The following is a 21,516-nucleotide window of genomic DNA, read 5'->3' as shown; positions in this document are numbered from 1 at the left end:
GGCGGAGGAAACCTCGTGAACGACCAGATGTTCCAAATCATCGCCATGCTGATTTACATGGCAGGCATGCTGGCCATCGGCTGGTGGGCCTACCGGCGCACGACCGATTTGGACGACTACATGCTTGCCGGCCGCGGCCTCAAGCCCGGCGTCGCGGCACTGAGCGCCGGCGCCTCGGACATGTCGGGCTGGCTGCTGATGGGCCTGCCCGGGGCGCTCTACGTCGGCGGATTGTTCGAAGCCTGGATTGCCATCGGCCTGACGATTGGCGCCTGGCTCAATTGGAAGTTCGTGGCCCCGCGGCTGCGCTCCTACACGGAGGTATCCAATGACTCCATCACCGTTCCCAGCTTTCTGGAGAACCGGCTCAAGGACCGCTCGCGGCTGCTGCGGATAGTCTCCGGCGTGATCATCCTGGTCTTTTTCACCTTCTACGTCTCCTCCGGCATGGTGGCCGGAGGCGTCTTCTTCGAATCTTCCTTCGGCTCCACCTATGGGGTCGGCATGCTCGTGGTCGGCGGCGTCACCGTCCTGTACACGTTGTTCGGCGGCTTCCTCGGCGCCAGCTATACCGACGTGGCCCAAGGGCTGTTGATGTTCGCTGCCCTGCTGCTGGTTCCGATCGTCGGTGTGTTCGCCACCGGCGGCCTGGCTGCGACCGTCGAATCCATCCGTGAAGTGGATCCGAGCCACCTCAGCCTGTTCACCGGGGGTGCGGTCGCCGGCATTTCGGCTGCGGCCTGGGGACTGGGCTACTTCGGGCAGCCGCACATCATCGTCCGCTTCATGGCCTTGCGCACGCCCGGCGAGGCCAAGGCCGCCCGCCGGATCGGCATCGGCTGGATGCTCATGACGGTATTCGGCGCCGTTGCCACCGCGCTGGTGGGCGTGGCCTACTTCCAGCAGAACCCTGGCACCACCCTCACTGACGCCAAGTCTGCCGAATCGGTGTTCCTGGACCTCGCGCAGATCCTGTTCCACCCGTTCATCGCCGGCTTCGTGCTGGCCGCGGTACTGGCGGCGATCATGAGTACCATCTCCTCCCAGTTGATCGTGTGCTCGTCTGCCCTGGTGGAGGACCTGTACAAGATCTTCGCCCGCAAGGACGCCCCGGCGAAGACCCAGGTGATGCTTGGCCGCCTGGGCGTGCTGGTCGTCGCCCTCGTGGCGGGCCTCCTGGCCTGGAGCCGCAACGACACCATCCTGGGGCTCGTGGCCTTCGCCTGGGCCGGCTTCGGTGCATCGTTCGGGCCGACCATCATCCTGTCGCTGTTCTGGCGCAAGCTCACCGTCGCCGGCGCGCTCTCCGGCATGCTGGCCGGCGCGGTCACGGTGTTCATCTGGGGCACCTCGGCGCTCTCGGCCACCATGTACGAGATCGTTCCGGGCTTCATCCTCAACGTCGCCGTCGCCGTCGTCGTCAGCCTCTTCACGCACAAGCCGCAGCCGGACATCGAGACGGAGTTCGCCGAAGCGGTCAGCCGCGCAACCGCGGGGAAGCCGTTCGTGGCTGCCGGAGAGCGCTGACCCACCCGGTCAACGGACCGCAAAGGGTGCCCTTTCCGACGTCGGGAAGGGCACCCTTTCGCGTTGCACACCATGCGCTGCCCGGCAGGCTAAGCGCTCCGCCGCCCGCCCTCGTGATTTCCAGCGCCGGCGAGAACCAGCGGCCGGCCGGCAGCCGTCGAAGCTCCGCAAAAATCCCGCGTTAAACCGTCGACATAACTATCTCCATAGGTATAGAGTCGGAGTATCTTGGAAATGTGCAATGCGTCACACTCCGGCCCGCCATCGAGGAGGACAAGAACCCATGAGCGCCAAGAATCTTCAGGAAGTTTTGGACCAGTCCGGCAACACCGTCGAGATGCTGCGCAACTCGCAGATCGGCGCCTATATTTACCCCGTCGTCGCCCCGGAATTCACGAACTGGCGCAGCGAGCAGCGCGCCTGGCGCGAGTCCGCGGTCCTGTTCGACCAGTCGCACCACATGGACAACCTGTTCATCAGGGGCAAGGACGCCCTGAAGCTGATTTCGGACACCGCCATCAACTCGGTAGCCAACTTCCCCGTGAACAAGGCCAAGCAGTACGTACCCACCACGCCGGCCGGGCACGTCATCGGCGACGGCATCCTGTTCCACGAAACGGAGGACCAGTACGTCTACGTGGGCCGCTCCCCCGCCGCCAACTGGCTGATCTATCACGGTGAGACCGGCGGCTACGACGTGGACATCGAGGTGGACCGGCGCTCCCCGTCGCGGCCCATGGGACAGCCGGTGAAGCGCAAGTACTGGCGCTTCCAGATCCAGGGCCCGAACGCCTGGAAGATCATCGAAAAGGTCAACGGCGGCCAGGTTGAACAGCTGAAGTTCTTCAACATGGACCAGATGCAGGTCGCAGGCCGGCAGGTCCAGACCCTGCGCCACGGCATGGCCGGCGCACCGGGGCTGGAGATTTGGGGACCGTACGAGACGTACGACCAGGTCCGCGACACCATCCTGGAGGCCGGCCAGGAGTTCGGCCTGCTGGCCGTCGGTTCGCGCGCCTACCCGTCCAACACCCTGGAATCGGGCTGGATCCCCTCCCCGCTGCCCGCCATCTACACCGGCGAGGAGCTGCGCCCCTACCGCGAATGGCTCGGCGCCGACAGTTACGAGGCGGTCAACGCTGTCGCCGGCAGCTTCGTTTCGGACAAGATCGAGGACTACTACCTCAACCCGTGGGAGCTGGGGTACGGCCACATGGTGAAGTTCGACCACGACTTCATCGGCCGCGAGGCGTTGGAGAAGATCGACCCGGCCGACCAGCGCAAGAAGGTCACGCTCGAATGGAATGCCGAGGACATGGCGAAGATTTTCGCCTCGCTCTTCGACACCGAGGGCACGCCGTACAAGTACTTTGACCTGCCGCTGGCCAACTACGGTTCGTCCAATTACGACGCGGTGTTAGATGCCGCCGGCGAGACGATCGGCCTGTCCATGTTTACCGGCTACTCCGCCAACGAAAACCGGGGGCTGTCCCTGGCCACGGTGGACGCCGACGTGCCGGAGGGCACCGAGGTCACGGTGCTCTGGGGCGAGCCCGACGGCGGGACCCGCAAGACCACCGTGGAGCCGCACCAGCAGCTGAACGTGCGGGCCATTGTCAGTCCCGTGCCGTACTCCCAGGCGGTCCGCCAGGACTACCCCGGCGGCTGGCGCTCCGGCCGGAAGGCCTGAGCCAGGCTGCGTTAGGCCGCGACGGCGGACGGCGGGGAAGGTGCCAAGGGCACCTTCCCCGCCGTTTTGCCGCTCTCCTGGCGCCGCCGCCGCTCAGGCGGGACGCTCGTCAGGCGCCCTTGTCCTGGCCGCCGGTCTCTTCCACGTACCGCTCGCCCGACTCGGTCTCGCCGACGCGGAAATTCTGCTCCATGTGCTCGATCGCCGCGGCGTCTTCGGGGCCGGGCGCGCTGACTGGATCGTCAATAGCCGTCCGGTCGGCATCGCCGTAGACGTTGGCCAGGCCCTTCTTGGCATCCGCAGGCAACTCACCCGGCGGGAGCAATTCCTCGTCCCGGGAGGTTTCGCCGCCCTGGTTCTCTTCCCGCTCCGTACGGTCGTAGCGGTCCGGGTTGTTGATTTCCTCGCTCATGAATCTCCTTCCCTCAAGCGCTGGTGCGCCCTGTCTTCACCTAATCACAGAGCGGCGGCGCGCAACAGGGCCGGGAACCGCGCACCACGCCCTCAAGGGCTCCATCAGCCAACCTCGGCGGGGCCACGCCGGTGGCCCGATCCGGCTCTGACTCCGGCCGGCGAGCGCCGCTCAGGGGCGGCGCTGTCCAGGTATTAAAACCTGCTCACGCATCGTCCCTTGTCAGGGCGCCATGGCGCACCAAAAGATGGACATTTCCGTCTGAACGTGGACAGCGCAGCCGCCGGAAGCCGGCTGCCATGGCCGCGGCGCGGAGTCACCGTCCCCGATGAGCTTCCGTTCGTGCAGCGCTACCGTCCGGCGCGGAAGTCTTTGACCCAGTCGGCCGTGGCCTTCATTCCGCCGAACGTGTAGAAGTGAAGCTTCACCGTGCCGTGCACCGATGGGTCATAACGGCCGGCGAATTCCTCCAGGAACTTGTCCGGCCCGGCGGTCCCCAGCAGGTTGGTCAGGGAAAAGCCGTACTTGTGCACGATCCCGGCCGACGAGGCCACTCCGAACCGCTTGGCATAGTTCAGCAGCCTCTTGACCCCGGCCGGCCCGGGGATGCCGATGCGCACCGGCGCGTGGATTCCGCGGCGGCGGGCCTCGGCCAGCCAGTCGAAGACGGGATCCGTGTCGAAGCCGAACTGCGTGATGATGACCGCTTCAAGGTCTTGCCGCTGCAGTTCGGCATGCTTGTCTTCCAGCGCCTTCCACAACACCTCGCCGGAAATGTCCGGATGCCCCTCCGGGTAGCCACTGATGCCCACGCGGCGGATTCCGTACCGGGGCAGGAGCCCGCTGCGGATGACCTCGAGCGAGTCCGGATAAGGCCCCATCGGCTCGGCCGGGTCGCCGCCGACCACGAAGACGTCCTCCGGTGCCGCATCGGCGGACAACGCCTGCAGGAAGTCTTCCAACTCGGCCCGCGACGCCAACCGCCGGGCAGAGACATGGGGTACCGGCAAGAAGCCGTGCCGTTTGACGGCGGCCGCCGCCGCAACCCGCGTCGGCAGGTCCTCGTTCCCCAGGAAGGTGACGTTGATCCGCGTTCCCGCCGGAATCGTGCCGGCGGCATCTTCCAGCGCGGGAACATCCTTGCCGGTCATCTCGAGCGAGAAGTCGTCGAGCAATGTCCGGGCCGCCTGGGACGGCGCGTGCTTGGGGTCGGCCATAGTCGGAATTCCTTCCTCGTGTGGTGCCGGTCACCCTTGACCGACCTGCAGCGAGTCTAGCCGGAAAGCCACTACCAACATAGGGGGTGATAACTGGTTTGCATTTCTCAATCACTGGGTGGATACTATGTGAGCCTTTCCTTCTAATCCCAGGAACAACCATGTCCACGCCCCGCGCGCTGCGGCCCTTCGCCCATCGCAACTACCGCATCCTCATTTCGGCCCTGGCCATCTCGGTCTTCGGCGCCGGCATGTGGGCCGTGGCCATGGTGTATCAGGTCATCGCCCTAGGCGGCGGACCCATTCAGCTCTCGCTCGTCGCCACCTGCGCCAGCGTCGGCTTGTTGGCGTTCGTGCTGCTCGGCGGCATCGCGGCGGACCGTCTTCCGCGCCGCCGCCTGATTATCAGCGTGGAGGCGGCCAACCTGGTGGCCATCGGCGCGGTGGCCCTGCTGGCCATGACCGGGCTGCTGCAACTGTGGCACCTGGCCGCAGCCGCCTTCCTGCTGGGAGTCGGTGCCGCGTTCTTTTTTCCCGCCTACTCGGCCATCCTGCCGAGGATCCTGCCGGCCGAGGACCTGCTGGCGGCCAACGGCATGGAGGGCACCATGCGGCCGTTGCTGCAGCAGGCCGCCGGACCGGCGGCAGCTGGCATGATCGTCGCCTCCTTCTCCCCCGGGGCGGCCATCGGGTGGATCACGCTGTGCCATCTGTCCGCGTTGATCATCCTGAATTTCCTCGGACAGGAACTGGCTCCGGATGCAGGGACGACGGCGTCGGTCGCCGCTGCAGACGAGCCACCGGGCAAGCGCGGCTCCGTGCTGGCGGATCTGCGCGAGGGCGTGGCCTACACGCTAAAGACTCCCTGGCTGCTCTGGACGCTGCTGTGGGCCGTCGTGAGCGTGCTCATCTTCATTGGCCCCATTGAGGTACTGCTGCCGTTTGCGGTTGCAGACCAACTGGGCGGGGACTCGCGCACGTTTGGCTTCCTGCTTGGCATCTTCGGCATCGGCGGCGCCACCGGGGCGATGGCCACCGCCTCGTTGCGGCTGCCCCGGCGCTACCTGACCGTGATGCTGCTGTTCTGGGGCGCCGGCGCCCTGCCGATCGCCGTCATCGGCTTCACCGGCAGTTTTTGGTGGATGGCCGCAGCACTGTTCGTAGTCGGCGCGACCGGCAGCGCGGGCCAGGTCATCTGGGGCACGCTGCTGCAGCGCCGCGTGCCGCCGCACCTGCTCGGTCGGATCTCCAGCCTGGACTTCTTCGTCTCGCTGGCGTTGATGCCGGTCTCCATGGCGCTCGCCGGGCCGTTGGGCGAAGTCGTGCCCATCTGGCTGATTTTCCTGCTGATCGGCCTCGCCCTGCCGCTCCTGGCTGTGCTGGCGCTCATTTTCGGCGGAATGCTGAAGGACGAGCTTGAGCACCCGCTGGACCGGACTTTGGAACCGGTTGGGCCGGCGCGCACTTAGCGCGGCCGGGTGCCTGCGGAGGGGCAGGCGCGGAGCCGGCCGGGCGCGCCCGGCGGGGCACGGAGGTCGGGCGCCTGGCATCCCGTAAACGACGGCTTCGGGACCACGATCCTTGATCAACATCGATTTTCGCGTGGCCATCCGACTACCGATGGATATAGTGATTGGCAACACAACACTGAAAAGGAAGTTGAATCAGTGAGTCTCCGCTACGCCTTGCTGGCGCTGCTCAGCGTCGAACCCATGACCGGTTACGACCTCTACAAGGAATTCGAGTCGTCCGTCGGGAATGTGTGGCACGCGCCCGACTCCCAGATCTATCCGGAGCTGCGGCGGATGGAGCAGGAAGGGCTGCTCGACGGGGAGGAGGTCATCTGGGGCCAGCGCGGGAGGAAGCGCCGCTACCACATCACCGCCGCCGGACTACAGGCCTTCCGGGAGTGGATGAACACCACGCTCGACTACACCCGGGTGCGGGATCCAGCCCACCTGAAGGCGGCCTACCTTGAGTGGGCCGAACCGGACGCTGCGCGCGAACAGATGCGCGCGCACATTGAGCACCACACCGCGCTCCGGCAGCAGTGGGAGCAGCGGATCCGTGAGATCGACGACGACAGCAGCGAGATGCTCAATCGCCGGTTGGCTGGCACCCCGGCGAGCGAACGGACGCGGGTCAAGGCCTTCAAGCGCTTTACCTATGAAGGGCTCGTGGCCCGTGCGGAACAGGAGATTACCTGGGCCCGCCGCGGCCTCGCGCTCATCGACCGGCTTTCCGACCAGCCGGGCGTCCAGCAGCCGCAGTCGCCGCAGCCGGCCGGCGCCCGCAAGTAGCCCGGGCCCGCAGGCAGTTCGGCGCCCGCAAGTAGCCCGCGCCCGGGGGCAGCCCCGTCTAGTTCGAGTATTCCTTCCGCAGGTCGGCCTTGCGGATCTTTCCGCTGGCCGTCCGCGGCAGGTCCTCCACGAACACCACGGACTTGGGGATCTTGTAGCGGGCCAACCGCCCGTCCAGGTGCTGCTGGATCTCCTCGGCGGACACCGAGAAGCCCTCGCGGACCGTGACCACCGCGCGCGGCACCTCCCCCCATTTCTCGTCCGGGACGCCGATGACCGCGGCGCTGCTGACGGCCTCCAGCTCCAAAATGACCTGCTCCACCTCGGCCGGGTAGATGTTCTCGCCGCCGGAGATGATCATGTCCTTGAGCCGGTCGGAGATAAAGAGGAAGCCTTCGTCGTCCACGTAGCCCATGTCGCCGGACTTGAACCATACGCCGTCGGCATAGCTCTCGGCCGTGGCATCGGGCCGGTTCCAGTACTCGCGGATGACGTTGGGACCCGAAATCTGGATCTCACCGACCTCCCGCGGGGGCAGGACCTCGCCCAGCGGATCGGCGATCCGGATATCCGTGAAGAAGTGCGGGAGCCCGGCGGAACCGGCCTTCGGGCGGGACTTCTCCGCCGCCAGCGTGGTGGCTCCCGGCGCCGTTTCGGTCATCCCGTAGCCGTTGGTGAAGGACAGCCCGCGGGCCTCGTAGGCCTCCAGCACCCGCATGGGCACGGCCGATCCGCCGCAGGTCAGCTTGTTCAGGGAGCTGATGTCCGTCTTGTCCCAGTCCGGGTGCTCGCACAGCAGCTGGTAGGTGGTCGGCACGCCGCTGATGCTGGTGGCCTTGTACTTCTCGATCAGCATCAGGGTCCGCCCCGGATCGAACTTGGGCTCCAGCACCACGGTGGCCCCCTTGAGCAGGGCCGGCAGCACGCCCATGCCCAGGGATGCCACGTGGAACATCGGGGCGATCATCAGGGCCACATCGGTGCTGGCCATGTCGAAGTCCACGAGCACATTGATGCTGTTCCAGGTCATGTTGCCGTGCGTGAGCAGCGCCCCCTTGGGCCGGCCCGTGGTGCCGGATGTGTAGAGAATCATGGCCGGGTCATCCAGCGACACTGCCTCATCACGGCGTTCTGTGCCGCCGGAGGCAATGACTTCCTCCAAAAGTTCGACGACGGTGCCCGGCTCGGCCGCCTCGGCAACGGTTCCCGCCGGGGTATCTTCCACCACGATCCGCCGGTTTAGCCCCAGCAGCGCACTGCCGCGGTCAGCCAGCGTCTGCAGGCTGCGGGCGTGGACCAGGATGCGGCTGCCGGAGTCCTGCAGGGCGAACTGGACCTCGGGCGGGGCCAGCCGGGTGTTCAGCGGAACAAAGATGGCGCCCAGGGTCCCGCACGCAAAGAAGGTTTCCAGGAACGCCGGGTGGTTCTCCCCCAGGTAGGCCACCCGGTCACCGCGGCCGACGCCGCGGTCCGCCAGGGCGTTGGCCAGGCGGTCCACCCGCCCGGCGAACTCCCCGTAGCTCAGTTCACCCGCGCTGCTGATGACGGCGGTTTTCGCGGCGGACTTCATGCGGCGCTTGTGGATCCAGGCCCCAAGACCTTGATTGTGCATGGTGACATACCTTCCGACGTACCCGGCGAGCGGGTCTGGACAGCCCCGCGAGCGGCCCCGACCCTCAAGCCCGCGGGCTGGGGCCGGACTCACGGCTCAGCGGTGAATCAGATCACAGCGAACATCTCCAACCTAGGGCGTTTTAGTTGAGAAAGTCAATAGTTGAAGATATGGGTGTACCATCGGCCTTCACCGCACCACAACCGGCGGTGTCCCGCCACAAAAGGCAGCCGTTCGACCCGCCCGGGAACAGTGAAACGCCCCTCCGCGAGCGCGGAGAGGCGTTTCCGCCGACGGCCCGCCCCTAGCCGCACCGCCAGACCCTCAGCAACACGTCGGCCAACGCAGGCCGGTGGACGCCTATTGCCGCGGCAGGAGCGCCTCCATGTCCGGGATCTCCTCGATCAGGCCGTTCTTCAGGGAGATGTCGGCGATCTCCTGGATGGACTCGGCATTGACCTCCTGCGGGAATTTCGGCAGGGTCAGCTTTTCGATGACCGCGGGATCAAGCTGCGTGTACTCGGGCAGGATCTCGCGCACCCGGTCCGGATTCTCGTCGGCGAACGCCAACGACTTTTTCATCGCCCGAACAAAGGCCTGGGTGACGTCCGGTTTCTCCCCGGCAATGTCGTCCGAGGTGAAGTAGGTCGCGACCGTAAGGTTTTCCACCGGATAGGCATAGTTGGAGAACACCGGCACTGCACCATCGCCTTCGACAATGGTCACGAACGGCTCGACGGCGGCGATCGCGTCCACGTTGCCGTTGGCCAGCGCCGCGGGCATGTCCGGGAAGGGCATCTCGACGAAATTCAGGTCCGACGAGTCCGCGCCGGCCTGCTCCACCGCCTCACGGATCGTCGAGTCGCTGATGTTGTTCAGGGTATTCACGCCGATGCGCTTGCCGGTCAGGTCAGCAATCTCCTTGATCCCGCTGTCCGGCTTGACCATCACGGCCGCGAAATCCTCATCCTGGTTGCCGATGGTTGAAGCGCCGTTGGCCACCATCTGCATGTTCAGCCCCTTGGAGCGGGCAATCACCAGCGACGTGACATTGCTGAAGCCGAAATCCATCTGACCGCTGGTGATGGCCGGGATGATGGCCGCGCCGCCCTGTGCCGGGACGAGTTCGAGATCCAGCCCCTCTTCTTCGAAGAATCCCTCCTGGTCACCCAGATAGATGGGAGCCACGTCGACGATCGGGATGACCCCAACCTTGATGGGAGTCATTCCGCCGGCGGCTTCGGTGCCGCCAGTCGGGGCCGCATCACCGCCACCGGACGGGCTGCCCCCACCGCACCCCGTCACCGCCAGCACTGCCGCCAGCGCAACCGCCGTTCCAATTCTCTTCACGGGTCCCTCTCCCACTCACCGCCCCATGCAGCAAGAGTGTGCCTTAGGTCACAGTATCTACGGACATAGTGGAGGCCGTCAACGACGGGAACCCCTGCAACAGGCCGCAGGGCGGCTCCCGCATCCCGGGAACCGCCCCGCCGCCTGAGGCCAAGAACGAAGGCTACTGGACGGCCATGGCCGGCACGTCCGGAGCCTTGTCCACGTACCCGTACTTGACCATCAGCTCGCCCATGTCGCTGAGAACATCCACCGGGAGCTCGGCGTCGAACGTTTCCATCTTCAGGCCCTTCGCCACTTCTTCGGGCATGCCCATGAAGTCCGGCAGGACGGCACGGACGCCGGCCGGATCCGCTTCCGCGGCCGTCAGGGTTTCCGAAACGGCTGCCTTGAAGTCGGCCACGATCTCCGCGTTCTGGTCGGCGTAGCTGCCGCTGGTGAAGGTCACCATGGTGGGCAGGCCCGGCAAGGCCTTCTGGTTCGGGTAGCCCAGCAGCTTGTAGTCCTTGTTGGCCAACGCCTTCGACTGGAAGGGTTCAGGCACCCAAATGGCATCAACGTTTCCGCGCTCCAGCTGGGCTTCCATGTCCGGGAACGGCATTTCGCTGAACTTCAGCTTGGACGGGTCGCCCCCGTCGATCGCCGCCGATTCCATGATGGTGAGGTCGCCCTGGGTCTTGAGTGTGTTGACCGCGGTGGTCTTGCCCTCCAGATCGGCGAAGTCCTCGATCCCGGAATCAGCCTTGACGATCACGGCGTTGATATCCTCGCCCTCGGCCTTGGAGTTGCTGTAGCCCGTGACGATCTTCATATCCAGGCCCTTGTCCACCGCCGTCATCACCGACAGCGGATTGCCGACAGCGAAGTTCAGGGTGCCGGTGGAAACGGCAGGTAGCATGGCAGCGCCGCCCTGCCCGGCCTGCAACTCCAGTTCCAGGCCGTGCTTCTCGAAGATGCCCTCATCGATGCCGTACTGCATGGCTCCCGACGGGGCGATCGGCAGCACGCCTACGGTGAGCTTGGTGAGCCCGGAGCCGGCGGCGCCGGACTGTTCCGCCGGCGCTTCGTTCGACCCGGAGGGGGAACCGGAGCCGCAGCCGGTCAGTGCCATCGCGGCAATCGCGCCACCGGCCAACAACTTCGCCAAGTGCTTCTGCATGAAATGCTCCTCGCGGTCCTGGGCGCCGCCGCCCCCGCCGCCGGGAGACTGACTGTGATCGACGCCACACCTAATTACAATGTAGATACAATAGTTGAATAAATCAACAGTTAGGTTGGATTTGTGCAGCCGGCAGGACAAGGAGCGGCCCGGCGTCAGGCGTAAAAGCGGGCCAGGAACTCCGCGATGACCGCGGGGCGCTCCTCGCCTTCGATCTCGATGGTGTTGTTGGTCTTGATCTGGACCCCGCCCTTCACCTCGGTGACCTCGGAAATCACCGAATGCAGGCGCACCTTGGAGCCGACCTTCACCGGGCTGGTGAACCGCACGCGGTCCAGGCCGTAGTTGACCTTGGTCGTGACGCCTTCCACATCGAACAATTCGCTCCACAGCGGGATGACCAGCGACAGGGTCAGGAAGCCGTGGGCGATCGGCGCGCCGAACGGTCCTTCCTTGGCCTTTTCCGGGTCGGTGTGGATCCACTGGTGGTCATCGGTGGCATCAGCAAAGGTGTTGACCTGGTCCTGGGTAATTTCACGGTAGTCGGTGTAGCCCAGGTCCTTGCCGACCAGGTTGGGCAGTTCTTCGAGGTTGACGACGGTGTTGCTCATAGAGGGCTCCTTGGAAAGATGGATGCTTCTAGCGGAATGCGCCCGTGCCGGTGATTGCCCGGCCGACTATCAGGGCGTTGATCTCGTGGGTGCCTTCATAGGAATAGACGGCCTCGGCGTCGGCATGGAACCGCGCGACGTCGGTGTCCAGGGTGATGCCGTTGCCGCCCACAACTTCCCGGGCCAGGGCAACGGTCTCGCGCATGCGGGCGCTGCAGAACATCTTGGCCAACGCCGAGTTCTCGTCCTTGTAGATGCCGTCCTCCTGCTGCTGGGTCAGCCGCACCGCCATGCCGAGCGAGGCCGTGAGGTTGCCGAGCATGGTGGCCAGCTTCTCCTGAACCAGCTGGAATCCGGCCAGCGGCTTGCCGAACTGCCGCCGCTCCTTGACGTAGCGCAGCGCGGCCTCGTAGGCGCCGGCCTGGACGCCCGCGGCGATCCAGGCGACGTCGGAGCGCATGTTGCGCAGCAGCGAGGCCACGTCCGCGAACGAGTTGACGTTCTGCAGCCGCGCGGAGTCCGGTACGCGGACACCGGCCAGCGCGATGTCGGCGTTCTGCATCATGCGCAGCGAGGTCTTTCGCATGATCTTGGCGATGCCGACCCCGGGGGCATCGGTCGGGACGAGGAAGCACTTGACCTGTCCGTCCGCCTGGTCGCGGGCGAAGACGGCGAGCACGTCGGCAGCGGCGGCCCCGCCGATCCAGCGCTTGGCGCCGTCGATCACCCATTCGCCTCCCTCGCGGCGGGCGCTGGTCTCAAGCCCGCCGGCAATGTCCGATCCGTGTTCCGGTTCGGTCAGCGCAAAGACGCCCTTCAACTCGAAGCTGCGGATCTTCGGGTCCAGCTCGGCAGCCTGCCCGGCGCTGCCGCCCAGAGTCACGGCCGTGCGGAACAGTCCTGACTGGGCGTTGTAGAAGGTGGCGACGGAGGCGTCTGTTCGGGCGAGCTCGAAGTTGCGGAAGCCCTCGTAGAGTCCGGAGGGCTTCGCACCGCCGTCGGTCAGTTCGGCCGGCGCCATCAGGTTCAGGTCATACAGCGGCTGGGCAATCTGATACGGAAACTCACCCTGTTCCCAGTAGTCCGCCAGCAGCGGCTGAACCTGCTCCTCGAGCACGCCGCGCAGCCGGCCGAGCACGGTGCGTTCGGCGTCGGTCAGCAGCGCGGCGTAGCCGTACTGGTCGGAGGGATAGAAGGGTCCGGCCGCGGTGCCGGCCTTCTCCTGGGCCACCGTGCTCATGCCTGCCCACCGCCCAGCCCGAGCAGGCGCACCGCGTTGTCCTTGAGGATCTTCGGCCGGACCTCGTCCTTCATCGGCAGGTCCGCGAACGCGCCCAGCCACTTCTGCGGGGTGATCAGCGGGTAATCGGTGCCGAACAGCACCTTGTCCTGCAGGACGGAGTTGGAGAGTTTCACCAGGGATTCCGGGAAGTACTTTGGCGACCAGCCGGACAGGTCGATGAACACGTTCGACTTGTGCGTGGCAATCGAGTTGGCCTCGTCCTGCCAAGGCACCGAGGGGTGCGCCATGATGATGCGGAACCCCGGGAAGTCGGCCGCGATTTCGTCCAGCAGCAGCGGGTTCGAGTAGGCAAGTTTAATCCCGGAGCCGCCCGGGGTTCCGGCCCCCATGCCGTTCTGGCCGGTGTGGAACACCGCCGGCAGGCCAAGCGACTGCAGGGCTTCCCACAGGGGGTAGAACCGCTCGTGGGCCGGGTTGAAGCCCTGCAGGCTCGGGTGGAACTTGAAGCCCCGCACCCCGTAGTCCTCGGCGAGGGACTTGGCCCGGTCGATGGCCTCCGGACCCGTCAGCGGATCGACGGAGCCGAACGGGATCAGCACGTCGTTGTTGCGGGCGGCGCCCTCGGCGATGTCCTCGATGCTGTTCGGCTCGTGCTTCAGGCGGGTGCGGGCATCCACGGTGAACACCACGGCCGCCATCTTCAGTTCCCGGTACGTTTCGGCGATCGCATCCAGCGACGGCGTCCGCTCCTCCGCCTTGAAGTACGCGCTCGACGCGTCCATCAGCTCCTGCGGCAGCGAGAGATGTCCGTGGCCGTCGATCTCGATGTGAACATGCATGTCGATCGCCGCCAGCGACGCGACATCGAGCGCCGGTTCGTAACGCGTGGCAGGCATGGCTATTTCGCCGCCGACTCGGGCTGCAGGTCCGCCGGCAGCTCGGGGAACGTCTCGCCCACGCTCTGCAACCGGCCGCCGAACAGGTCCTGGAAGCGCTCGCTCAGCGCTTCGTAGTTCCAGCCGCCGTCCAGGAACTCGGTGGCGACGGGCTCCGGATGGGACCACAACTGCAGCCGGTCGCCGCCCACCCCGATCGCCTGGCCGGTCACGTTGGCTGCCGCATCGGAGGCGAGGTAGGCAACCAGCCCGGCAACGTCGTCGGCCGTTCCAAAGCCCAGCTCCTTGCGGAAAAAGTCGGGCATCGCCTCGCCGCGCTCGTCCGCCTCCACGGCCTTCTGGAAAAACGGCACGGTCTTCGTCATCGCGGTGGCTGCCACCGGAATCACGGCGTTGGCGGTGACGCCGGCCTTCTTCATCTCCAGCGCCCAGGTCCGGACCATGCCGACGATGCCGGCCTTTGCCGCGGCGTAATTGGTCTGGCCGAAGTTGCCGCGCTGGCCGGTAGGCGAACCGATCGTGATGATCCGTCCCGCGACAGCGTTATCCTTAAAGTAGGCGTAGGCCTCGCGCACGCAGGTGAAGGTGCCGCGCAGGTGCACGTTGATCACCAGGTCGAAGTCCTCGTCGGTCATCTTCAGCAGCGACTTGTCCCGCAGCACTCCGGCGTTGGTCACCAGGATGTCCAGGCGGCCGAAGGTCTCGACGGCGGCGGCCACCAGCTGGCGGGCAGTTTCGGTGGGCCCCACCGGGGCCACGACGGCCGTGGCCTGGCCGCCGGCGCCGGTAATACTGGCGACGGCTTCCTCCGCGACCTGCGCGTCCACGTCATTGACCACAACGAAGGCACCCTGGCGGGCAAGCTCCTGCGCGTAGGCCAGGCCGAGGCCCCGGCCGCTTCCGGTGACGATCGCTGTTTTTCCGGCCAAAGACATCTGCTGCTCCTTCGTCCCGCACGGTGGAGGTGCGTTGCGGTTTATGCTGGTCTAGAACCCATGACAACCCATATGATTGAAAAAGTCAATCATTTTGGGCAGCACCTACTTCTAGCGAGGAACCATGTCCGCAGCAACAACGGCCGTCCGCCCGTCGGCGACCGCCGGCCTTGAACGGCTGTACGGCACCGATCTGGCCAACGAAATCGAGTTCCTCACGGCGCGGGCGCGTTCGCTGGGGTCCGGCCTGGCCAACAACATGCTGGCCGAGCTTGACCTGAAAGTGCGGTCCTACTCGGTGCTGTCGCTGGCGTGCAGCGGGGAGAACCCGTCGCAGCGCGAACTCGCCGACTTCCTGAGCCTGGACCCCAGCCAGATCGTGGCCCTGGTGGACCAGTTGGAGCGGCGCGGCGCCGTCACCCGTGAAGCCGACCCGCGCGACCGCCGCTCCAAGGTCATCGTTGCGACGGCATCGGGCCGGAAGCTGTACAAGCAGGCCGAAGCGATCATCCGCGAGGCGTCGGACGAGTCCTTGGCCCGGCTGAACGAACAGGAACGGGAAACGCTGCGCGACCTGCTGCGCCGCATCGCCTTCTGACCGGCCGAGACGCGCGCCGCGTTCTGCGCGACCTGCTGCGCCGCATCACCTTCTAACCGGCCGCGAAGGGCGCCGCGCACCGGGCGCCGCAGGCCGGCTCTCCCCTCTCCCAAACCCCTCCCTCAACCCCACCCCAACCCCACCCAATCGGCTACTCAGATAAGGCCCTTTCAGCTGAGAAGGGCGTTATCTGAGCAGTCGATCTCGGAGGGCGGGCGGGACCGGGGAGCTGGTTGAGGATCGGAGCCGGCCGCACCCTTGGCCAGGATGCGTCCGGCGCCCCACAGCCTCCCGCTAGCCGGCGCCGGCCTGGGTGGCGGCGGCGGGGCGGTGGCCCTGCTTGGCAAGCTGGATCTGTTCGTAGACGTGGTGGCGCAGTTCGGTGAACCGCGGCAGTGCCCGGGTGTTTAGCTGGTCGCGCTCGTCGGGCAGGTCGATCTCGAGGTCTTCCTGGATCACGGTCGGCGAGGAGGACAGGATAATCACGCGCTGGCCCAGGTAGACCGATTCGTCGATGTCGTGGGTGACGAACAGGACGGTGACGCCCAGTTTCTTCCAGACCGTGCGGATCAGGTCCTCCAGGTCGGCCCGGGTCTGGGCGTCGACCGCGGCGAACGGCTCATCCATGAGCAGCACCTCGGGCTGGTAGGCCACTGCCCGGGCGATGGCCACGCGCTGCTGCATGCCGCCGGAGAGCTGCCACGGGTAGGACTGCGGCACGTGGTCCAGGCCCACGGCCTCGAGGGCGTCGTCCACGAGCTTGTCGCGCTCGGCCTTGCCCATGCCGGCGTTCTTCAGCGGCAGCTCCACGTTCTCGCGCACCCGCATCCAGGGGAACAGCGAGCGGCCGTACTCCTGGAACACCACGGCCATCTTCTTGGGCGGGCCGGTCACCCGGGCGCCGTCCAGCAGCACCTCACCCTCGGTTGGGGCCAGCAGGCCGGAGATGCACTTGAGCAAGGTGGTCTTGCCGGACCCGGACGGGCCGACCAGGCAGGCCAGCTCCCCCGCCCGCAGGTCGAAGGTAAGGTTGCGCACCGCCTCAATGTCGCCGCCGTCGGTGTGGTAGACCTTCTTGACGCCGCGCACCGAGAGCATGGCCTGGCCTTCGGGCAGGGTTTTGCCGGTCGGAACCGGGGTGGTTTCAGGCTGCATTTTCTACCTCTCGCAGGCCGTGGTACCAGCGCAGGATCTTGCGCTCGGTCCATTGGAAGATGAATGACATGGCAACACCGATCAGGCCCAGCACCACGATGCCGGACCACATTTCGGGGATCGCAAAGGAACGCTGGAACTGCACGATGGTAAAGCCCAGCCCCGAGGACGAGGCGAACATCTCGGAGATCACCATCAGGATCAGCCCGATCGACAGGCACTGGCGGACGCCGGCCATGATCTGCGGACCCGCAGAGGGCAGCACCAGGTGGCGCACGCGGGCCATGCCGCCGATGCCGTAGGTGTGCGCCGAGTCCGAAAGCACCGAGTCAATGGCGCGGACGCCTTCGATGGTGTTCAGCAACACCGGCCAGATGCAGCCGGAGATGATGACCACAATCTTCATCGTGTCGGTGATGCCCATCAGCAGCATCAGTACCGGAATCAGCACCGGCGGCGGGATGGCGCGGAAGAACTCCAGCACCGGCTCGGTGAAGTCGCGCAGCCACTTGATCGAGCCGATCAGCAGGCCGGCGACGATGCCCAGGATGATCGCCGCGGCCACCCCGATGATCAGCCGCCCGATCGAGGGCAGCACGTCGGACAAAAGCCGTTCTCCGAACCAGGTCTCGGCGAACGCGTCGACGAGCAGTGCCGGCGTGGGCACGAAGAAGTTCGTCGCGCCCAGCGTCAAGGCCCACCAGATCAGCACGAGGATGACCGGCAGCGCCAGCGCGTAGGCAATGCTTTTCAGGACTTTCACGCGATCACCTCGGAACGGATCGATTCATGCCACGACAGGGTCTTGCGCTCAATGAAGCGCATCACCAGGTTGACCAGCACGCCGATCAGCCCCGTGGCCAGCACCAACGCATACATGCCCGCGATCGCGCCGCCGGACTGCGCCAGCGCGATTTCCCGGCCCAGGCCCGGGGAACCGATCACCAGTTCGGCCGTGATGGCGAGGATCAGCGCCACCGCTGCGGCCAGGCGCACCCCGGTCATCAGGTACGGCAGGGCGGTAGGGAACACCACGTGGCGGACCCGGGCGAATCGGCCCAGGCCGTAGGACTTCGCCGTTTGCATCGCCACGTTGTCCACGTCGGCCACCCCGTACAGCACCTGGATGAAGACCTGCCAAAACGATGCGTAGACAATCAGCATCAGCGAGGACTCGATCTTCACGCCGAACAGCAGCACCGCCAGCGGAATCAACGCGACCGACGGGATGGGGCGCAAAAACTCCACCGTGGAGTTGGTGAACTTCCGCAGGAAGTTTGACGAACCGATGATGAAGCCAAGTACCACGGCCAGCAGCACCGCCATCAGCAGGCCAAGGAACCACGCGAGCATGGTCTCGCCCACCGCGAGCCAGAACGCCGCCAGGCCGAAATCGTTGAACAGCACGGCGAGCACCTCGGAGGCAGGAGGCAGGAAGCGGGCCTCAACAATCCCCACCCGCGGCACCAGTTCCCACACCAGCAGGAATGCAAGGATCCCGGCAAGGCCCAGCAACTGCTTGGTGGGACGCTTCTTCGACGGGCGCCGGCGTGACCGGCTGGCCGCCGGACCCTTGCTGTCAGTTGTCACCGCGGGCGCGCTCACGGGAGCATCCCGACGAGGTGCGGCGCCCTATACAGCGCACATTTCATTTCCACTCCTTCTGCCCCGAGGAGAACGGGGATACAGACCGCCCTGTTCGCTAGCCGAACATGCGTTCACTAGCTCAAGTGTGGTCGACGCCACTTGGTGACGTCAAACACTCTAGGCCATCGTTACGCAGGCAACACTGCGCGACGGTCTCTAACACCCCTGAATTGAATAGATCAACGGTTTGTGCAGAGGAGTTCAGCGCTTTCGCCCGAGCAGGAAGTAGGCCGCCGGGCCGATGAAGTTGAGGAAGGACGCGGCAAACCACACCGGCTTCGGCCCGTTGACCAGGGCGGCCGGGCGCTTCTTCAGGTCCTTCAGAGCGGCCGTCTGCAAGACAAGCTGCAGCCCGGCCATTGTGGCTACACGCAGCCGCTGCCCCCCGCTCAAATCCCTCAAGGACTTCTTCTTCATGGCTTTCTTCATGGCGGCCTCCCGGTCGGTTGTGGCAGCAGGTGCCTCAAGTGTAGGCGTGCCGGGCCGGCGGCGCAGGGGCCTAGCGATGCCTTTCGTACCGCCAGGGCAGCGAGGCGGTGGAGAGTCGGTGCCTGGCCCCGGCGGCCGCAGCCGGCCCGGGACCGGGGTAGGCAGCGTCGCCCGCCCACACGATGACCTGTCCGCTGGCCGGGTCATCAAGCACGTGGCTCTCATAGTTGAAAGGCTCCGTGTTCCGAGCGGCTTCCAGTGCGTCCGCAACGGTGTTGAAGCGGCCCAGTTCATGCAGGGTGACCCAGGTCGGCGGGACCAGCCGCATCAGCCCCGTCTCATGCCGGCGGAGCGCTTCGCCGGGCCGCATCCAGGCGAAGCCGGCCAGCTCGTCGTCGTTGAGCACGACCTCGCCGACCGGCGCCGCTGCCGCGAAAAACCATGTTTGGAAGCGGCGAACCAGGCTGTGGCGGGGTACCCAGTTGGATAGGTGTACCAGGTCCTGACCGGCGATCCGCAGGCCGGTCTCCTCGAAGGTCTCGCGCGCCCCTGCGATCCTTGCCGCCGCCAGCTGCCGACCCTGGTCACGTTCGACGGCGCCGCCGGCCTCTGTGCCGGTGCCCGCTTCGGCGTCGGCGTCGGGTTCGGGTTTGGCTTCGGCTTTGGCTTCGGCTTCGGCTTCGGCTTCGGCTTCGGCTTCGGCTTCGGCTTCGGCTTCGGCTTCGGCGTCGGCTTCGGCGGCACGGTAGTCCCCCGGGTCCACCTTGCCGCCGGGGAATACCCAGGCCCCCGCGAAGGATCCACCGCCGGGGCGTTCCAGCATCAGGACTTCCAGTCCCTCCGGGCCGTCGCGCAGCAGGATGACTGTTGCCGCCAGCTCTGCCTGGTCCGTTTGTCTGTCCACCGCTTTATCCACGCCCTTAGCTTAGGACGGCGGCGGAGGCGTCGCTTCGAGCCGCGGATAGATATGGCCAGCGGGGCGCGCCGGCGGCGTGTCGTGCCTACTTCCGGGACAGCAGCCGCTCAACCCGCGGCTTGACCTCGGTGGCCAGCAGCGTGATGGAGTCGATCAGGTGCTCGTGCGGCAGCCCGCCGATGTCGGTCTGCAGGAAGTGGCGCACATGTCCGAGGTATCCGTGCAGGTGGGCAATCCGCTCGGCCACGTCGTCCGGATCGCCGACGTAATAGGCGCCCGGGGCCTCGGCCTGGGCCAGGAAAGCGCGCTTGTCGGGCGCGGGCCAGCCGCGCAGCCGGCCCATTTCCACGTTGAGGTTATGCCAGCCGGGGTAGAACCGGTCGAGGGCCTCCTGCTTGCTCGGCGCCACCAGCCCGAGGGCGGCAACGGAAACCTTGATCTGCGGACCGCTGTGGCCGGCCTGGGCCGCGGTGCGCCGGTAAAGCTCGGCCAGTGGAGCGAACCGGTGCGGGGCTCCGCCGATAATCCCGTAGGAGACGGGCAGTCCGAGCTGCCCGGCCCGGGCGGAAGAACCGGCGTTGCCCCCGGTGGCCAGCCAGATGGGCAGCGGCCCGGCGGCAGGGCGCGGCACGACGGCCAGGTCCGCGATGGGCGGCCTCCGGGATCCGCTCCACGTCACTTCGGGGGTGCGGCTGTTGTTGATGGCCATCAGCAGATCCAGCTTCTGCGCATATAACTCGTCGTAGTCGCCCAGGTCGTAGCCGAACAGCGGAAATGTTTCCACCGAGGAACCGCGGCCCGCGGTGATCTCGACGCGGCCGCCCCCGGAAATCGCGTCCGCCGTGGAGAACTGCTGGAACACACGAACGGGGTCGTCCGTGGAGATGATGCTGGCGGCGCTCCCGAGCCGGATCTGTTGCGTGGCGGCCGCGGCCGCGGCGACGATCGCGCCCGGCGAGGACGCGGGCATGCTGGTGGTGTGGTGCTCGCCGATCCCGAAGTAATCCAAGCCAACCGTGTCGGCGTGGAGGATCGCCTCAAAGAGGTTACGGATGGCCTCCGACGTCTCCCGCTGGCTGCCGTCCGGATTGAGTTGCGTGTCGCCGAAGCTGTAGGCACCGATTTCCATGTCTTGTCCTGTTCTGCCTGTTGATGCCGTCATCGACACGCCGGTTCGGTGGCCTCCGCCAAGAGGCCTCGGAGCTCGTCGGCGGCATGGGCGGCGTTGAAAATGCGGGTCCCCGGCTGGAAAGCGCGGCCGGCCGAGAGCGGGCCGGCATCGACCGGGTCGTAACCCAGGCGATCGATGAAGGCCGCGACCAGGGATTTGGCGTCGTCGTGATCGCCGGCAAGAGCCAAGGCTCGGCGGTCGGCGGAACCCGGATCGCGGCCCTCCTCTTCGAGTTCCCGGTACCCGATGTGGTTCAGGGTTTTCACCAGTCGCGCTCCCGCCAGGAAATCCTGGACGACCTCGCTGCTGCCGCGCGGGTCGTTCTCGAAATCGCGGATCACGCCGTCGGTCGGTGCCCAGTAGTTCATCGCATCGATCACGGTCTTGCCGGCCAACCGGCCCGGATCCAGCGTGCGGTAACGGTGCAGCGGGATCGCGGCGAGAACCAGGTCCGCCTCCCCCACTTCTGCGGCGTCGACCGGCTCCGCCCCCGGCGTGATGATTTCGGTCAGCAAGGCGATCTCTGCGGCCGGCTTGGACGTCGCGATCTTCACCCGGTAGCCGGCTGTGAGCGCCTGCCGCGCGACGGCGGTGCCCACCCGGCCAGCCCCCAGGATGCCAACGGTGCCACGCTTCATTCCAACTCCA

General features: G+C 66.3%; 21 protein-coding genes. 5 read left to right on the top strand and 16 right to left on the bottom strand.

Annotation, left to right across the window (positions count from 1 at the left end; all coding sequences use genetic code 11):
* The first annotated feature begins 15 nt into the window (after positions 1-15).
* Complete coding sequence (gene putP / locus AC5RVG_RS09815; RefSeq protein ID WP_494013704.1) at positions 16-1,527, top strand: sodium/proline symporter PutP; 1,512 nt, start codon at positions 16-18, stop codon at positions 1,525-1,527.
* 283 nt (positions 1,528-1,810) lie between these two features.
* Entirely contained in the window at positions 1,811-3,217 is a 1,407-nt protein-coding gene (gene ligM, locus AC5RVG_RS09810; RefSeq protein ID WP_494013703.1) for a vanillate/3-O-methylgallate O-demethylase, read from the top strand.
* Between the two features lie 109 nt (positions 3,218-3,326).
* Here ligM and AC5RVG_RS09805 read toward each other — a convergent pair whose 3' ends face one another.
* Both AC5RVG_RS09805 and AC5RVG_RS09800 read right to left on the bottom strand, forming a co-directional pair.
* The gene (locus AC5RVG_RS09805; RefSeq protein WP_494013702.1) at positions 3,327-3,629 is read right to left on the bottom strand and encodes a hypothetical protein; all 303 of its coding nucleotides are present in this window, start codon (positions 3,627-3,629) and stop codon (positions 3,327-3,329) included.
* A gap of 350 nt (positions 3,630-3,979) precedes the next feature.
* Complete coding sequence (locus AC5RVG_RS09800; protein ID WP_494013701.1) at positions 3,980-4,846, bottom strand: methylenetetrahydrofolate reductase; 867 nt, start codon at positions 4,844-4,846, stop codon at positions 3,980-3,982.
* Positions 4,847-5,007: 161 nt separating this feature from the next.
* Between AC5RVG_RS09800 and AC5RVG_RS09795 the strand changes: the two genes are divergently transcribed.
* Positions 5,008-6,315: an MFS transporter gene (locus AC5RVG_RS09795; protein WP_494013700.1), complete on the top strand. Its 1,308-nt coding sequence runs from the start codon at positions 5,008-5,010 to the stop codon at positions 6,313-6,315.
* 198 nt (positions 6,316-6,513) lie between these two features.
* Entirely contained in the window at positions 6,514-7,146 is a 633-nt protein-coding gene (locus AC5RVG_RS09790; protein ID WP_494000901.1) for a PadR family transcriptional regulator, read from the top strand.
* A 58-nt stretch (positions 7,147-7,204) separates the two neighbouring features.
* Here the strand turns inward: AC5RVG_RS09790 and AC5RVG_RS09785 are convergent, their stop codons facing one another.
* The 7 genes from AC5RVG_RS09785 to AC5RVG_RS09755 all read right to left on the bottom strand — a co-directional run bounded on the left by AC5RVG_RS09785 (position 7,205) and on the right by AC5RVG_RS09755 (position 14,952).
* The gene (locus AC5RVG_RS09785; protein ID WP_494013699.1) at positions 7,205-8,758 is read right to left on the bottom strand and encodes an acyl-CoA synthetase; all 1,554 of its coding nucleotides are present in this window, start codon (positions 8,756-8,758) and stop codon (positions 7,205-7,207) included.
* A 360-nt stretch (positions 8,759-9,118) separates the two neighbouring features.
* On the bottom strand, positions 9,119-10,072 hold the full coding sequence (locus AC5RVG_RS09780) for an ABC transporter substrate-binding protein (protein ID WP_494013698.1): 954 nt from the start codon (positions 10,070-10,072) through the stop codon (positions 9,119-9,121).
* A 199-nt stretch (positions 10,073-10,271) separates the two neighbouring features.
* The gene (locus AC5RVG_RS09775; RefSeq protein ID WP_494013697.1) at positions 10,272-11,267 is read right to left on the bottom strand and encodes an ABC transporter substrate-binding protein; all 996 of its coding nucleotides are present in this window, start codon (positions 11,265-11,267) and stop codon (positions 10,272-10,274) included.
* A 155-nt stretch (positions 11,268-11,422) separates the two neighbouring features.
* The gene (locus AC5RVG_RS09770) at positions 11,423-11,878 is read right to left on the bottom strand and encodes a MaoC family dehydratase (protein WP_494013696.1); all 456 of its coding nucleotides are present in this window, start codon (positions 11,876-11,878) and stop codon (positions 11,423-11,425) included.
* A 28-nt stretch (positions 11,879-11,906) separates the two neighbouring features.
* Positions 11,907-13,118 carry an acyl-CoA dehydrogenase family protein gene (locus AC5RVG_RS09765; protein ID WP_494013695.1) on the bottom strand — a complete coding sequence of 404 codons (1,212 nt, stop codon included), beginning with the start codon at positions 13,116-13,118 and terminating at the stop codon, positions 11,907-11,909.
* Positions 13,115-14,017: an amidohydrolase family protein gene (locus AC5RVG_RS09760; RefSeq protein ID WP_494013694.1), complete on the bottom strand. Its 903-nt coding sequence runs from the start codon at positions 14,015-14,017 to the stop codon at positions 13,115-13,117. Before AC5RVG_RS09760 ends, AC5RVG_RS09765 begins: the two co-directional genes overlap by 4 nt.
* Positions 14,018-14,019: 2 nt before the next feature.
* Positions 14,020-14,952, bottom strand: coding sequence for an SDR family NAD(P)-dependent oxidoreductase (locus tag AC5RVG_RS09755; RefSeq protein WP_494013693.1), 933 nt, complete (start codon positions 14,950-14,952; stop codon positions 14,020-14,022).
* A gap of 124 nt (positions 14,953-15,076) precedes the next feature.
* On the opposite strand from AC5RVG_RS09755, the gene AC5RVG_RS09750 reads away from it, so the two are divergent.
* Entirely contained in the window at positions 15,077-15,550 is a 474-nt protein-coding gene (locus tag AC5RVG_RS09750; RefSeq protein WP_494000909.1) for a MarR family winged helix-turn-helix transcriptional regulator, read from the top strand.
* Positions 15,551-15,844: 294 nt separating this feature from the next.
* On the opposite strand, the gene AC5RVG_RS09745 is transcribed toward AC5RVG_RS09750, so the two are convergent.
* The 7 genes from AC5RVG_RS09745 to AC5RVG_RS09715 form a co-directional block, all read right to left on the bottom strand.
* A complete protein-coding gene (locus AC5RVG_RS09745; protein ID WP_494013692.1) occupies positions 15,845-16,705 on the bottom strand; it encodes an ABC transporter ATP-binding protein in 861 nt (286 codons plus the stop codon).
* Positions 16,695-17,468: an ABC transporter permease gene (locus tag AC5RVG_RS09740; RefSeq protein ID WP_494013691.1), complete on the bottom strand. Its 774-nt coding sequence runs from the start codon at positions 17,466-17,468 to the stop codon at positions 16,695-16,697. Before AC5RVG_RS09740 ends, AC5RVG_RS09745 begins: the two co-directional genes overlap by 11 nt.
* A complete protein-coding gene (locus AC5RVG_RS09735) occupies positions 17,465-18,310 on the bottom strand; it encodes an ABC transporter permease (protein WP_494000912.1) in 846 nt (281 codons plus the stop codon). Before AC5RVG_RS09735 ends, AC5RVG_RS09740 begins: the two co-directional genes overlap by 4 nt.
* A 243-nt stretch (positions 18,311-18,553) precedes the next feature.
* Positions 18,554-18,781: a PLDc N-terminal domain-containing protein gene (locus tag AC5RVG_RS09730; protein WP_494013690.1), complete on the bottom strand. Its 228-nt coding sequence runs from the start codon at positions 18,779-18,781 to the stop codon at positions 18,554-18,556.
* A gap of 70 nt (positions 18,782-18,851) precedes the next feature.
* Positions 18,852-19,685: an NUDIX hydrolase gene (locus AC5RVG_RS09725; protein ID WP_494013689.1), complete on the bottom strand. Its 834-nt coding sequence runs from the start codon at positions 19,683-19,685 to the stop codon at positions 18,852-18,854.
* Positions 19,686-19,782: 97 nt separating this feature from the next.
* Positions 19,783-20,826, bottom strand: coding sequence for an LLM class flavin-dependent oxidoreductase (locus tag AC5RVG_RS09720; protein WP_494013688.1), 1,044 nt, complete (start codon positions 20,824-20,826; stop codon positions 19,783-19,785).
* 29 nt (positions 20,827-20,855) lie between these two features.
* Entirely contained in the window at positions 20,856-21,506 is a 651-nt protein-coding gene (locus AC5RVG_RS09715) for an NADPH-dependent F420 reductase (protein ID WP_494013687.1), read from the bottom strand.
* Positions 21,507-21,516 lie beyond the last annotated feature (10 nt).

The sequence above is a fragment of the Arthrobacter senegalensis genome (genome assembly GCF_059091765.1).
This window is presented reverse-complemented; position numbering and strand designations above follow the sequence as displayed.